The organism is Escherichia sp. E14V7 (genome assembly GCF_004212225.1).
Classification (GTDB): Bacteria; Pseudomonadota; Gammaproteobacteria; order Enterobacterales; family Enterobacteriaceae; genus Escherichia.
Genome location: NZ_RHJJ01000013.1, coordinates 50,015 through 63,282, shown reverse-complemented (window position 1 = coordinate 63,282; position 13,268 = coordinate 50,015). Strand labels below are relative to the sequence as shown.

14 protein-coding genes are annotated in these 13,268 nt (G+C 51.5%); 5 read left to right on the top strand and 9 right to left on the bottom strand.

The genetic code is table 11. The features are described from left to right. Positions 1 to 63: 63 nt before the first annotated feature. The 7 genes from preA to D9741_RS14425 all read right to left on the bottom strand — a co-directional run bounded on the left by preA (position 64) and on the right by D9741_RS14425 (position 5,976). Entirely contained in the window at positions 64 to 1,299 is a 1,236-nt protein-coding gene (preA, locus tag D9741_RS14455) for an NAD-dependent dihydropyrimidine dehydrogenase subunit PreA (RefSeq protein ID WP_130217136.1), read from the bottom strand. Further along, positions 1,293 to 2,531 (bottom strand): NAD-dependent dihydropyrimidine dehydrogenase subunit PreT, encoded by a 1,239-nt coding sequence (gene preT, locus D9741_RS14450; RefSeq protein ID WP_130217138.1) that lies wholly within the window; start codon positions 2,529 to 2,531, stop codon positions 1,293 to 1,295. The genes preA and preT overlap by 7 nt, the downstream gene beginning before the upstream one ends. Before the next feature lie 193 nt (positions 2,532 to 2,724). Then, on the bottom strand, positions 2,725 to 2,964 hold the full coding sequence (locus tag D9741_RS14445; protein ID WP_130217140.1) for a DUF2542 family protein: 240 nt from the start codon (positions 2,962 to 2,964) through the stop codon (positions 2,725 to 2,727). A 2-nt stretch (positions 2,965 to 2,966) separates the two neighbouring features. Next, positions 2,967 to 3,686, bottom strand: a complete 720-nt coding sequence (gene sanA, locus D9741_RS14440; RefSeq protein ID WP_130207054.1) for an outer membrane permeability protein SanA — start codon at positions 3,684 to 3,686, stop codon at positions 2,967 to 2,969. A gap of 185 nt (positions 3,687 to 3,871) precedes the next feature. Continuing rightward, positions 3,872 to 4,756, bottom strand: a complete 885-nt coding sequence (gene cdd / locus D9741_RS14435) for a cytidine deaminase (protein WP_130217142.1) — start codon at positions 4,754 to 4,756, stop codon at positions 3,872 to 3,874. 129 nt (positions 4,757 to 4,885) lie between these two features. Further along, positions 4,886 to 5,581: a CidB/LrgB family autolysis modulator gene (locus tag D9741_RS14430; protein ID WP_130207051.1), complete on the bottom strand. Its 696-nt coding sequence runs from the start codon at positions 5,579 to 5,581 to the stop codon at positions 4,886 to 4,888. Further along, positions 5,578 to 5,976 carry a CidA/LrgA family protein gene (locus tag D9741_RS14425; RefSeq protein ID WP_001295452.1) on the bottom strand — a complete coding sequence of 133 codons (399 nt, stop codon included), beginning with the start codon at positions 5,974 to 5,976 and terminating at the stop codon, positions 5,578 to 5,580. Before D9741_RS14425 ends, D9741_RS14430 begins: the two co-directional genes overlap by 4 nt. Positions 5,977 to 6,248: 272 nt before the next feature. On the opposite strand from D9741_RS14425, the gene dusC reads away from it, so the two are divergent. Beyond that, complete coding sequence (gene dusC, locus D9741_RS14420) at positions 6,249 to 7,199, top strand: tRNA dihydrouridine(16) synthase DusC (protein ID WP_130217144.1); 951 nt, start codon at positions 6,249 to 6,251, stop codon at positions 7,197 to 7,199. 387 nt (positions 7,200 to 7,586) lie between these two features. Here dusC and yohP read toward each other — a convergent pair whose 3' ends face one another. Beyond that, the gene (yohP, locus tag D9741_RS23610; protein ID WP_000691708.1) at positions 7,587 to 7,670 is read right to left on the bottom strand and encodes a small membrane protein YohP; all 84 of its coding nucleotides are present in this window, start codon (positions 7,668 to 7,670) and stop codon (positions 7,587 to 7,589) included. 222 nt (positions 7,671 to 7,892) lie between these two features. On the opposite strand from yohP, the gene mdtQ reads away from it, so the two are divergent. Then, positions 7,893 to 9,329, top strand: a complete 1,437-nt coding sequence (gene mdtQ, locus D9741_RS14410; protein ID WP_130217146.1) for a multidrug resistance outer membrane protein MdtQ — start codon at positions 7,893 to 7,895, stop codon at positions 9,327 to 9,329. A 52-nt stretch (positions 9,330 to 9,381) separates the two neighbouring features. Next, positions 9,382 to 10,143, top strand: a complete 762-nt coding sequence (locus tag D9741_RS14405; RefSeq protein ID WP_130217148.1) for an SDR family oxidoreductase — start codon at positions 9,382 to 9,384, stop codon at positions 10,141 to 10,143. A 147-nt stretch (positions 10,144 to 10,290) separates the two neighbouring features. Here the strand turns inward: D9741_RS14405 and D9741_RS14400 are convergent, their stop codons facing one another. After that, positions 10,291 to 10,869 (bottom strand): DedA family protein, encoded by a 579-nt coding sequence (locus tag D9741_RS14400; RefSeq protein ID WP_130217150.1) that lies wholly within the window; start codon positions 10,867 to 10,869, stop codon positions 10,291 to 10,293. A gap of 168 nt (positions 10,870 to 11,037) precedes the next feature. Between D9741_RS14400 and D9741_RS14395 the strand changes: the two genes are divergently transcribed. Then, entirely contained in the window at positions 11,038 to 11,625 is a 588-nt protein-coding gene (locus D9741_RS14395) for a Yip1 family protein (protein WP_001295454.1), read from the top strand. A 173-nt stretch (positions 11,626 to 11,798) separates the two neighbouring features. Then, a complete protein-coding gene (gene pbpG, locus D9741_RS14390; protein ID WP_130207042.1) occupies positions 11,799 to 12,731 on the top strand; it encodes a D-alanyl-D-alanine endopeptidase in 933 nt (310 codons plus the stop codon). Positions 12,732 to 13,268 lie beyond the last annotated feature (537 nt).

Genomic DNA, 13,268 nt, shown 5'->3' with positions numbered 1-13,268 from the left:
GCCGGATAAGGCGTTCACGCCGCATCCGGCAATCGGAGCCAAATGCCGGATGCAACGCTGGTTTTACAACGTTACCGGGTGTTCTTTCTCTCCTTTCTTAAACTTCACTTCCCCGAGATCGATACAACCCACCGGGCAAACATGACCGCAAAGCAAACAACCAACGCATTTTTCGGTATTACAATGCGGCGTACGCGTTTTCTCGTTCCATTCCATCGCCTGATGACCGCCGTCGTAACAGGAAATATAACAGCGTCCACAGCCAACACATTTATCAAGATTGATACGGGGATAGACAATATAACTGCGGTCTAAATCTTCTGCCGGAACAATATTATGATTCGCCAGACCTACCATCTCCTGCAACGAATCAAATCCCTGATCGACAAGGTAATGCGACAACCCGCTCGCCATATCTTCCACTATCCGATACCCGTACTGCATAATGCCGGTGGTCACCTGCAAGGTTGCCGCGCCGAGCAATAAAAACTCCGCCGCATCTTCCCAGGTTTCAATACCGCCGATACCGCTGATCGGGAAATCGCGCAGCTCTGGATGCGTGCGCATTTGCTGAATAAAGCGTAGGGCGATCGGTTTCACCGCTTTACCGGAATAACCGGAAATGCTCGATTTGCCGTTAACGATCGGCATACCAATTTTCTGATTAAGATCGATATTGGTGATGGATTTGACGGTGTTAATCGCTGCAATGCCATCTGCGCCGCCGCGCTTCGCCGCCAGCGCCACTTCGCACATATCACCGATATTCGGCGTCATCTTCGCCAGCATTGGCAGCGTGGAACCACGTTTCACTGCCCGACAATATTTTTCTACCAGCTCCGGGCTTTGCCCGACATCGCTACCCATTGCATGGGAGGTCATCTGCGGACAGGAGAAGTTACACTCGATCATATCGGCGCCAGCTTCTTGCACCAGACGCGCCAGATCTTCCCATTGCTGTTCATTTTCCCCCATGATCGAAGCGATCAATACTTTGTCCGGGTAATCTTCTTTCAGCCGACGCAGGGCGGCCAGATTCTCTTCCAACGGATGTTCAGCAATCTGCTCCATATTTTTGAAGCCGATAAAACCGGTATCTTCTTTCACCAGATGATCAAAACGCGGTGAGACTTCATTAGCGATAAAAAAGCCGATCGTTTTGAACACCACGCCACCCCAGCCGGTGTCGTAGGCTTTGGCGCACATCTCGTAGCAATTGCCAACCGGTGAAGAAGAGAGGCAGAACGGGTTGGGAAACTTCACGCCGCAAAAGGTAATAGAAAGATCTTTCGTTAACATGAGCAAGCTCCCTCTAAATAGTGATGGATCGCCTCGGCGGCTTCTTTCCCGGTTTTCACTGCATAAACCACGGTTTTGTCGCCCTCAACAATATCGCCAGCGGCAAACAGTTGCGGGTCACGGGTCTGGTAATTTTGCGTTTCGATGGTGTTGCGCTGTGGTTCCAGCGCCGCAAACGCGGCAAGTTCGGCATGCTGACCTACAGCGAGAATAATTTTGTCCGCCGCCATCGTCAGTTCGCCCGGTAAACGAACATGTTTAAACGTCACTTTATTGCCGTCTACAGCCACTGGCGTAAAGCCATCGATAATCGATACCCCCAATTTCTGAGCGCTGGTGAACTCTTTCTTGCTTGCCGGAAACTCATCTAACTCTTCACGCGCAACGCAGGTCACCGCCGGGCAACCAAGAACTTTCAGTGTGCTGGCAACGTCCATCGCGACATCGCCGCCGCCAATAATTAATGCGCTCTGTGGGATGCTGATATCGCCCTGCGCCTGTCGTGCACGTTGCAAGAAGTCGACGGCAATCTCAACGTCGCTATGTTCAAACAGCGGCAGACCAGAACCGCTCGATAACCCCACGGTGACCAGTACCGCTCGGTTTTCCGCTTTCAATTGTTCCAGCGTGAGTGTTTTACCAATCTCGCAATTGCACTTTATGGTCACCCCCATTTTTTCGATACGGGCGATTTCTGCATCCAGCACTGATTGCGGCAAACGAAATTGCGGAATGCCATTACGTAGCCAACCACCTGGCTGTGCTTCTTTTTCATAAATCGTGACGTCGTATCCCCGGTTGGTCAGTGTCACACTCGCTTGTAGCCCGGCAGGGCCTGCACCAATAATCGCCACTTTGCCGAGCGTTTTACTGCCGGGCTGATAAATCTCCATTCCGGTTTGCTGTTCGAAATCAGTAACAAAACGCTGTAAGCGGCCAATATCAATCGGGTCGTCGACACCGGCACGGGTACAACCTCGCTGGCATAATTTTTCCGTAGGGCATACTCTGGCGCAAACGGCACCGAGCGCGTTATTTTCGCGAATTGTCTCGGCAGCACCTTTAAAATTACGAAAATAAATTGAGCGAATAAATTTTCCCGGATCGGTTTGCGCCGGGCAAGCCTGACTACAGGGCGCGTCGTGACATAATAAACAGCGAGAGGCTTCTTTAATCGCCAGTAAAGGCGTAAAAGCCGGAGTGAGTTCATCCAGATAATTTTGTTGCGGCATGTGATCTTCCTTAATGCTATAGGTAATTAAGGCGAGCGTTTAGTAAATAATAATGTACTGATATTAAGGCTAAGCGTGCGGGGAAATTTAAACTGTGAAAGGATTCACAAATAGCTGCGGTTAAGAATGTGATATCCGCAGCTTATCAGGTGAAGTAATAATTATTCTCAATAATTAACTGGAGAGAGGAATATTAACGATAGAAAATAAGATAAATAATCATGCCCATAGATAAAATTCCGAAACCACAATACGCCACCATATAAGCAAAGAAGAGTCCCGGATTTTTTTCGCGCCAGACATACACCGGTTCCGGCGAATTTTTAACCCGTTTATCAATCGCGCCAGCACGCCAGCCTTTCCACGCTTCGCGAAAACAAAATACAGGGATTAGGAAAAAAACGGCAACGACAAAAAACTGCTGTACATCCATAACTACTTTCCTTGTTTCTTTTGTAATTCAAGTAACTGCTCGGGCGTGACGGCGGGATAGCCCTGCGCATCTTCCGGCACTTGATGCATTGCCGGAATAGGGACCAATGGACCTAAAAAACGCGGCTCACGTTTAAAAATATAAAGGTCAGCCAGCGCGCCGAAACGGGCGGCAAATTCGCGAATACGGACAGACCACATATCTTTTGGCGATGGTACGGCATAACACTGGGCCTGAATACCCATATGTAAAGCGATAAATAATGCCCGTTCACAGTGAAAACGCTGGGTGATAATAATGAAATCGTTAGTATCGAACACTTTGCGCGTGCGTACGATGGAATCCAGTGTTCGGAAGCCCGCGTAATCGAGAACAATATCAGAGGGGTCGACGCCAGCGGCTATTAAATCTTTGCGCATGGTCATCGGCTCGTTATAACTTTGCAACGCGTTATCGCCGCTAAGTAATAGATAGTTCACCTTACCGCTGTTATAGGCATTAATCGCCCCCTGAATACGGTAGCGGTAATACTGATTAATGACTCCGGTGCGATAATACTTTGCTGTGCCAAGCACCACGCCGACCTGACGGTAGGGGAGATCCTGCAACTCGTCGTAGATATAAGGTGCGGTTTTCCAACTCATCCAGCGATCGAGGCCGAGCACAGTCAACAGCAGCAAGCCGATCATGACTAACAGGCTGTAGAACAGACGCTTTAACATGCAGAAGACTCGATCTCGGGAAATTTTTATCAGGCTACTTTACCCGCTGCTTTTGCGCAAGAAACGGTAAACTGTTTGCCGGGATTTTCGACATCAGGAGAGCGCTGGCAAGCCTGATGCAACGCTTATCAGCGTGCCAGACCTGTAGGCCGGACAAGGCGTTCCCGCCGCATCCGGCACCAGGCTTAAGCGAGAAGAACGCGGTCGATACTGTGACAGCCGAGAGCTTTCAGCGTTGCGGAGGTTGCATCCCACTGAATCAACGGCGCATCGGCTTTTTCTGCCAGAACCGCGCGCTGGATATCCGGGTAATCATAACCCTTGAGATTCAACAGAATTAACGCACCCTGCAACGGCGGCAGAGTCGGGTTGAATGCGGCGTTTTCAGCGTAGCTGCCGCTGAAAATACGACCGTCTTTGCATTCCAGCGCTACACCGCTTGGTGACTTACTGTAAGGCATGTGCGAACGGTTTGTCGCGGCAATCGCCGCCTGAGAAAGCGCATCACCAGTTAACGCAAAGCCGTGATCCTGCTCGTCCATCAGCAGCGTTTTTATCTCCAGATCTTTTGGTCCAAAGGCATCCGGCAGATAGTCACGCAGTGCGTGCGCCTCGCGACCCGGCAGATGAATACGCAGATCCAGACCGCTGTTCAGTTCATTCATAAACTGACGGCAGTGACCACAAGGCGTGTAGTTAACGGTGATGGCCGCGAGAGCTTTCTCACCGCTTAACCAGGCGTGGCTGATAGCACTTTGTTCGGCATGAACAGTTTGCTGCATTGTTGCACCAATAAATTCCATATTGGCACCGAAATACCATGTACCACTCACGCCGCGTGCAATAGCGCCAACGTTAAAATTCGACAATGGCGTACGCGCACAGGCCGCAGCCAGCGGTAGCAGTGCGAAAGCCAGCGCGTCTTCGTCCAGCCCGGTTGCGCTCTTAAGCGAAGAGACTTGCTCCTCGGTCAACAAAGCGGGGAAGTACTTGTCTGCCAGAATAGGTTCCAGCGCAGATTGCAAGTTATCCGCAAGTTGGGCAAAAGCAGTTTGAAAACGTGGATGCATGGCGTTGCCTCATAATCATGTAATGGGATAACAGTTTACGAACCTGCTATGGCTTTATATGTGATCTGAATCTCATTAATTATGCAACGCGTGAAACGTACATCAAAAATGCGCGACGCATCGCAAATTTTAGCCCATTACTGCCAGAATAATTGGGAAAAGGAACGGCGCGATCAGCGAAGTAATAATCCCGCATAACACCAGCGCCAGCGAACTAAATGCGCCTTCCTGATAATCCAGCTCAGCACAGCGCGCCGTACCGAGGGCGTGGGAAGCCGTCCCCATCGCCAGACCGCGCGCCGCTTTGGTACGAATACGCATTGCATTAAGTAACGTATGACCAAAGACCGCGCCGAGGATCCCGACGAAAATGACACAAACTGCGCTGATTGCCGGAATACCGCCAATACTGCCGCCGACAGCCATCGCAATTGGCGTGGTGACTGATTTCGGTAATATTGACGCAGCAATTTCCGGTGAAGCCCCCATCAACAATGCCACGCAAGTCCCTGTCACCATCGCTACCACGCTGCCGATAAAACAGATGGTGATGATTGATTTCCAGCGGGCGCGGATTTGATGCAACTGTTCATATAAAGGATAGGCCAGTGCGACGACCGCCGGTTGCAGCAGATCGTTTAGCACTTCGCTACCTTTAAAGTAGCTGTCGTAAGAGATGCCGGTCAGCATTAAAAAAGGAATGATCACCACCATTGCCACCAGCAACGGGTTAAGCAAGGGAAACTTATACCGCGCCGCCAGCTTGCGGGCGGCAAAAAAGACAATCAACGTCAGCGGTAATGACCACCAGATATTTGCCATCATTCTTCTGATCCTTTCTGACCTACGACCTTACGTTCACCGTGCACCAGTTGAGAACTCCAGCTCACCACCAGAAAAACCACCAGCGTACTGACTGCACAGGAAACCACTACCGGGCCAAACTGCGCGCGTAGTAAATCAAAATATTGCATTACGCCTACGCCAATCGGCACAAACAATAGCGCCATATAGCGAATTAAAACGTAACACCCCGGATTGACCCACTTCGCCGGAAGAATTTGCAAGGCCAGCAGGACAAACAGGATCAGCATCCCGATAATGCTGCCCGGAATGGTTACCGGTAGCAGGGATGCAATGAAAATGCCTGCATACAGGCAGGCATAAATCAGGACGAAAGCGCGTAAATATTGCCAGATAATGTTCAGTGTCTTACTCATAATCAACACCCCAGATGAGATGGATTCATCATACAATTAATTCATAAAATGTGCTACAGATCACATTAAGAATTCATCGCTATTTTTCGTGCCTGGGTATGACGATGTGAGCAGCGAACTCAGGCAAATCTGCTTTTTCGCAACAGAAAGTGTGTTTGCCATAGATCAAGCATAGAGAGGGATTGCAGCTTTGCCGCAATCCCTCTCGGCAGACCTTTAATCCGCTGACCGGAGGCGCTAACATAGCGCCTCATTTTTTTGCGGGTGATGATATGCGTGTGTTACTGGCGCCAATGGAGGGGGTACTTGACTCTCTGGTGCGCGAATTGCTGACTGAAGTTAACGACTACGATCTGTGCATCACTGAGTTTGTTCGCGTGGTGGATCAACTGCTGCCGGTAAAAGTTTTTCATCGCATTTGTCCTGAGCTACAAAACGCCAGCCGTACTCCTTCAGGTACGCTGGTGCGCGTACAGTTGCTGGGGCAGTTTCCGCAATGGCTGGCAGAGAACGCCGCCCGTGCGGTGGAATTAGGTTCCTGGGGCGTGGATCTTAACTGCGGCTGCCCGTCGAAAACGGTTAACGGCAGCGGCGGTGGGGCAACGTTACTGAAAGATCCCGAACTCATCTACCAGGGAGCGAAAGCGATGCGCGAAGCCGTACCGGCGCATTTGCCCGTCAGCGTGAAAGTGCGTTTGGGCTGGGACAGTGGCGAGAAAAAATTTGAAATTGCCGATGCTGTTCAACAGGCTGGCGCTACGGAGCTGGTGGTGCATGGGCGGACAAAAGAGCAGGGGTACCGCGCGGAGCATATCGACTGGCGGGCGATTGGCGAGATTCGCCAGCGGCTGAATATTCCGGTGATTGCCAATGGTGAAATCTGGGACTGGCAGAGTGCGCAACAATGCATGGCTATCAGCGGCTGCGACGCGGTGATGATTGGGCGCGGGGCGCTCAATATTCCCAACCTGAGTCGGGTGGTGAAATATAACGAACCGCGAATGCCGTGGCCGGAGGTCGTTGCATTGCTGCAAAAGTATACCCGTCTGGAGAAACAGGGAGATACCGGCTTATATCACGTCGCGCGGATTAAGCAGTGGTTGAGTTATTTACGTAAAGAATATGATGAAGCAACGGGATTATTTCAGCATGTGCGGGTGTTGAATAATTCCCCTGATATTGCAATGGCTATTCAGGCAATTGATATCGATAAGCTGCGATAATAGTGGAATCGCAGCTTATAAGGGACAATGAATCGCTTATTCAGCTTCATCATCTTGTTGCGCTCCTTTCATGAGCTAAGCCACATATTGCTACTGGCGCAAGGAGCGCGCAGGGGGCGGCCAATCGCCGCCGCCCCCTGCACCCCCGGGCTCTGGCGAACAAAATCGCCGCTGCGCGGTACCTTCAGCTTATCCCCTTCGGCTACCGGGTCGGGCGCGAGGTAACGTCCTTGTAAGACGCGCCCTCAGCCCACATCCATGTGGGCTGCCCCGGCCTTCGGGGAACGCTTCAGCGATTTTGACGCCACCAACACCGGAGCTGTTTGCAAATCAAGTACACAAAACATCTAATTACTGGCCTGACAACTTATATGCCACATCTGATTTTTAAAATATCATCTTAAATACGCCAGTCACCACCAGTAGCCCAATCAGGAAAATAATCAATACTGCCCAGAGTATAATTTTCATTGGCGTTCCTTTATTTGTGAATGCTGAATAAGTATAGGAAAAAATGAAACTCTTTGCCGTCATTCATAAATAATTAAGATAAATCAGAGGATATCATTCACTTACTGTATATTTTTCTGGATATGTCGTTTTATTTCCGCTGATGTATTGCCACGCGAAACTAAAAAATATATCGCCACACACGGTAATCTCCGCGCACCGTTTCTTACCTGATTATTCCCCATGAATCGTGATTCAATTAATGCAGCAAGCGTCTGTTTTCCGCTTTTAATTTTGTTGGCTGGATGTGCGCCTGTGCACGAAACTCGCCAGGCGTTAAGCCTGCAAACGCCTGCCACGCAAGTGGACACGGCGTTACCTGCGGCATTGAAAAACGGTTGGCCAGACAGCCAGTGGTGGCTGGAATACCACGATAATCAACTCACTTCTTTAATTAATAATGCAATACAGAACGCGCCGGATATGCAGGTGGCTGAACAGCGCATTCAACTGGCTGAAGCGCAGGCGAAAGCAGTAGCGACCCAGGATGGCCCGCAGGTAGATTTTTCTGCGGATATGCAACGGCAAAAAATGTCGGCTGAAGGGTTAATGGGGCCGTTTGCCCTGAACGATCCTGCTGCCGGTACCACGGGGCCGTGGTATACCAACGGTACTTTTGGTTTAACGGCGGGCTGGCATCTTGATATTTGGGGAAAGAATCGGGCGGAAGTTACTGCTCGCCTGGGGAATGTTAAAGCACGGGCGGCTGAACGTGAGCAGACCCGACAATTGCTGGCTGGCAGCGTGGCACGCCTGTACTGGGAGTGGCAAACCCAGGCAGCTTTGAACACTGTATTGCTGCAAATCGAAAAAGAGCAGAACACCATTATTGCGACCGATCGCCAGCTCTATCAGCGTGGAATTACCTCTTCGGTTGAAGGTGTGGAAACCGATATTAATGCCAGTAAAACCCAGCAACAGCTCAACGATGTCGCGGGTAAAATGAAAATCATCGAGGCGCGATTAAGTGCGCTCACCAACCATCAGAAAAGCGCATTGAAGCTGCATCCGGTCACGTTGCCGAAAGTGGCAAGCCAGCTTCCTGATGAACTGGGATATTCCTTGCTGGCCCGGCGGGCAGATTTGCAGGCGGCGCATTGGTATGTCGAGTCGTCGTTAAGTACCATCGACGCAGCAAAAGCGGCATTTTATCCCGACATCAATCTGATGGCCTTCCTGCAACAGGATGCTTTGCATTTAAGCGATCTTTTTCGTAGCTCCGCCCAACAGATGGGCGTCACGGCGGGGCTGACATTGCCGATATTCGACAGCGGCAGACTTAATGCCAATCTTGATATTGCGAAAGCCGAAAGCAACTTGTCGATTGCCAACTACAACAAAGCAGTGGTCGAGGCGGTGAATGATGTGGCGCGGGCGGCGAGTCAGGTGCAGACACTGGCAGAGAAAAACCAGCATCAGGCGCAAATTGAGCGTGATGCCATGCGTGTGGTGGGGCTGGCACAGGCGCGATTTAACGCGGGCATCATCGCGGGTTCCCGCGTCAGTGAAGCCAGAATTCCGGCGCTTCGCGAACGAGCCAACGGCCTGCTTTTGCAAGGGCAATGGCTGGATGCCTCCATTCAACTCACCAGTGCGCTGGGCGGGGGCTACAAACGCTGAGGATATGCGCCTTCTATACTTAACGTTTAGCCAGCGTTAGGTGGAGAACTCAATGGCGCAGGTCGCGATTATTACCGCTTCTGATTCAGGGATAGGTAAAGAGTGCGCGTTATTACTGGCGCAGCAGGGGTTTGATATTGGCATTACCTGGCACTCTGATGAAGCAGGGGCAAAAGATACCGCCCGTGAGGTGGTTAGCCACGGTGTACGTGCGGAGATCGTGCAGCTGGATCTCGGTAAACTGCCAGAAGGAGCACTGGCGCTGGAGAAACTTATTCAACGGCTGGGGCGCATTGATGTGCTGGTGAATAATGCGGGCGCAATGATCAAAGCGCCGTTTCTTGATATGGCTTTTGATGAGTGGCGAAAGATTTTTACCGTTGATGTCGATGGTGCATTTTTATGCTCGCAAATTGCTGCCCGCCAGATGGTGAAACAAGGGCAGGGCGGTCGCATCATCAACATTACGTCGGTACATGAACATACGCCGCTGCCGGATGCCAGCGCCTACACAGCCGCTAAACATGCGCTCGGCGGGTTAACTAAAGCAATGGCGCTGGAGTTAGTGCAGCACAAGATTCTGGTGAATGCGGTCGCGCCTGGCGCGATTGCCACGCCGATGAACGGAATGGATGACGGCGATGTGAAGCCTGATGCAGAGCCTTCGATCCCCCTGCGACGTTTCGGCGCAACGCAAGAGATTGCCAGCCTGGTGGCCTGGCTATGTTCCGAAGGCGCCAATTACACCACCGGGCAGTCGCTGATTGTCGATGGCGGTTTTATGCTGGCAAATCCGCAGTTTAAGCCGGAGTAGTGCAATGAGGTGAGTGGCTATTTCAATAGGTAATATTTTGTAGGCCTGATAAGACGCGCAAGCGTCGCATCAGGCATGGTGCACCGAATGTCGGATGCGGCGCGAACGCCTTATCCGACCTACAGGCCGCATCATGAGATAACTGCTTTACGCCTGATTATCCGGCTTTTTCTTCCCGCGCCGTTTCAGCCACCAGCGAACACCAACCACCAGAGCCACAACCAGAATCAACCAAACCCAGTGCTTCAAATGTTGGTCAAGTTCGTGCAACCACGGCGCAATCACCTGGCCACCTGCGTAGCCAATGGTGGTAAAAATCAGCGCCCAGGCAAATGCGCCGAGAATATTCAGCGGTAGAAATATTTTCGGCGGTAGCTGACTAGCGCCAATCAGCGTCGGACCAATCACCCGAAAGCCATACATAAAACGTGTACCAATAACAAACAGATACGGATGACGTTGGATCAGCTTCTGCGCCCGTTCAATTTTATCCTGATGTTTTGATAAACGTCGTAACAGCTTGCCGCCAAACCGCCGCCCGCACAGATAAAGCGCCTGGTCGCCAATCATGCCGCCAAGTGCTACGGAAAGTACCACTAGCGGGAATTTCAGCAGCCCCTGATGCGCGGCAACACCACCGAGCAAGGTGACGGTTTCACCTTCAGCCAGACTGCCAAGTACCAGCGCGGCATAACCATATTGTGAAATAAGTGTATTAATATCCATAGGCCAGTCTGTCTCCCTTTGGTTACCTGTAAGCATACACCCAGTAAATTATTCACGCAGAAAAAGCCCCTCAGGGTAGTGCACTAATTTTGTGGTTGAATAAAAATTAATCACAAGCTGACTTATACTTGAACTGTCAGGTTCATGAACTCACAACAAGGGGGCGGTATGAGCCATGTCTGGGGACTGTTTTCCCATCCCGATCGTGAAATGCAGGTGATTAATCGTGAAAACGAAACGATTTCTCATCACTACACCCACCACGTTTTGCTGATGGCGGCGATTCCGGTGATTTGCGCCTTCATTGGCACCACGCAAATCGGCTGGAATTTTGGCGATGGCACTATCCTGAAGTTATCCTGGTTTACCGGACTGGCGTTGGCTGTCTTGTTTTATGGCGTGATGCTGGCTGGGGTCGCGGTGATGGGGCGGGTCATCTGGTGGATGGCGCGCAATTACCCACAGCGCCCGTCGCTTGCGCACTGTATGGTCTTCGCGGGATACGTCGCGACGCCGCTGTTTCTAAGCGGTCTGGTAGCGCTTTACCCGCTGGTCTGGCTGTGTGCTCTGGTCGGCACGGTGGCGCTGTTTTACACGGGGTATCTGCTTTATCTCGGTATTCCAAGCTTCCTGAATATTAACAAAGAGGAAGGTCTTAGCTTCTCCAGTTCGACACTGGCGATTGGTGTGCTGGTACTGGAAGTCCTGCTCGCCCTTACCGTCATACTTTGGGGGTACGGTTATCGTCTGTTCTAGAAAGTTCTTTTGCGTTGCATTGCTGGCGTAAATGTCAGCAATGCAGCATTTCCTCACGATTCTCCTTTGACGACCGCACTTTTTGCTCGTTATGATGGCTTCGCTAGCCTCAGTAAATCCTTACTCCGGCGGTGCGCAACCCGTGCGCGTGAACCACTATTTGAATGCTCATCATGCCGAAATTTCGAGTTTCTTTATTTAGCCTGGCCCTGATGCTGGCTGTGCCTTTTGCGCCGCAGGCCGCTGCGAAAACGGCAGCCGCTACCACCGCTTCGCAGCCGGAAATTGCTTCCGGTAGCGCGATGATTGTTGATCTTAATACCAACAAAGTGATCTATTCGAACCACCCGGATCTGGTGCGTCCGATTGCCTCAATCACCAAATTAATGACTGCGATGGTTGTGCTGGATGCACGACTGCCGCTGGATGAGAAACTAAAAGTAGACATCAGCCAGACGCCGGAGATGAAAGGGGTCTATTCGCGCGTACGACTGAACAGTGAAATCAGCCGTAAAGATATGCTGCTGCTGGCGTTGATGTCTTCGGAAAACCGCGCGGCGGCGAGCCTGGCACATCATTATCCTGGCGGTTATAACGCATTTATTAAAGCAATGAATGCGAAAGCAAAAGCTCTCGGGATGAATAACACGCGCTTCGTTGAACCGACCGGGCTATCTGTGCATAACGTTTCGACTGCCCGTGATCTGACCAAATTGTTGATTGCCACCAAACAATATCCGTTGATCGGTCAGTTAAGTACCACCCGTGAAGATATGGCGACCTTCTCTAACCCGTCGTATACGCTGCCATTCCGCAATACTAACCATCTGGTGTATCGCGATAACTGGAATATCCAGCTAACCAAAACGGGCTTTACCAATGCCGCAGGGCATTGCCTGGTGATGCGCACGGTTTTCAATAATAAACCGGTGGCGCTGGTGGTGATGGATGCGTTTGGCAAATATACCCATTTTGCCGATGCTAGCCGCCTGCGTACATGGATTGAAACCGGCAAAGTGATGCCCGTTCCGGCAGCGGCGTTGAGTTATAAAAAACAAAAAGCCGCCCAGATGGCGGCGGCAGGGCAGACGGCACAAAACGATTAAGTTTGCTTGCCCGTAGGCCGGAGAAGGCGTTGACGCCGCATCCGGCATTCGTTGCCCGTGCCTGATGCGATGCTTGCGCATCTTATCAGGCCTACAAATGTGACGCGCCCGTAGGCTGGAGAAGGCGTTCACGCCGCATCCGGCATTCGATGCCCGTGCCTGATGCGATGCTTGCGCATCTTATCAGTCCTGCAAACGTGACGCGCCCGTAGGCCGGAGAAGGCGTTGACGCCGCATCCGGCATTCGATGCCCGTGCCTGATGCGATGCTTGCGCATCTTATCAGGCCTACAAACGTGACGCGCCCGTAGGCCGGATAAGGCGTTTACGCCGCATCCGGCATTTGATGCCCATGCCTGATGCGATGCTTGCGCATCTTATCAGGCCTACAAATGTGACGCGCCCGTAGGCTGGATAAGGCGTTGACGCCGCATCCGGCATTCGTTACCCGTGCCTGATGCGATGCTTGCGCATCTTATCAGTCCTGCAAATGTGACGCGCCCGTAGGCTGGATAAGGCGTTGACGCCGCATCCGGCA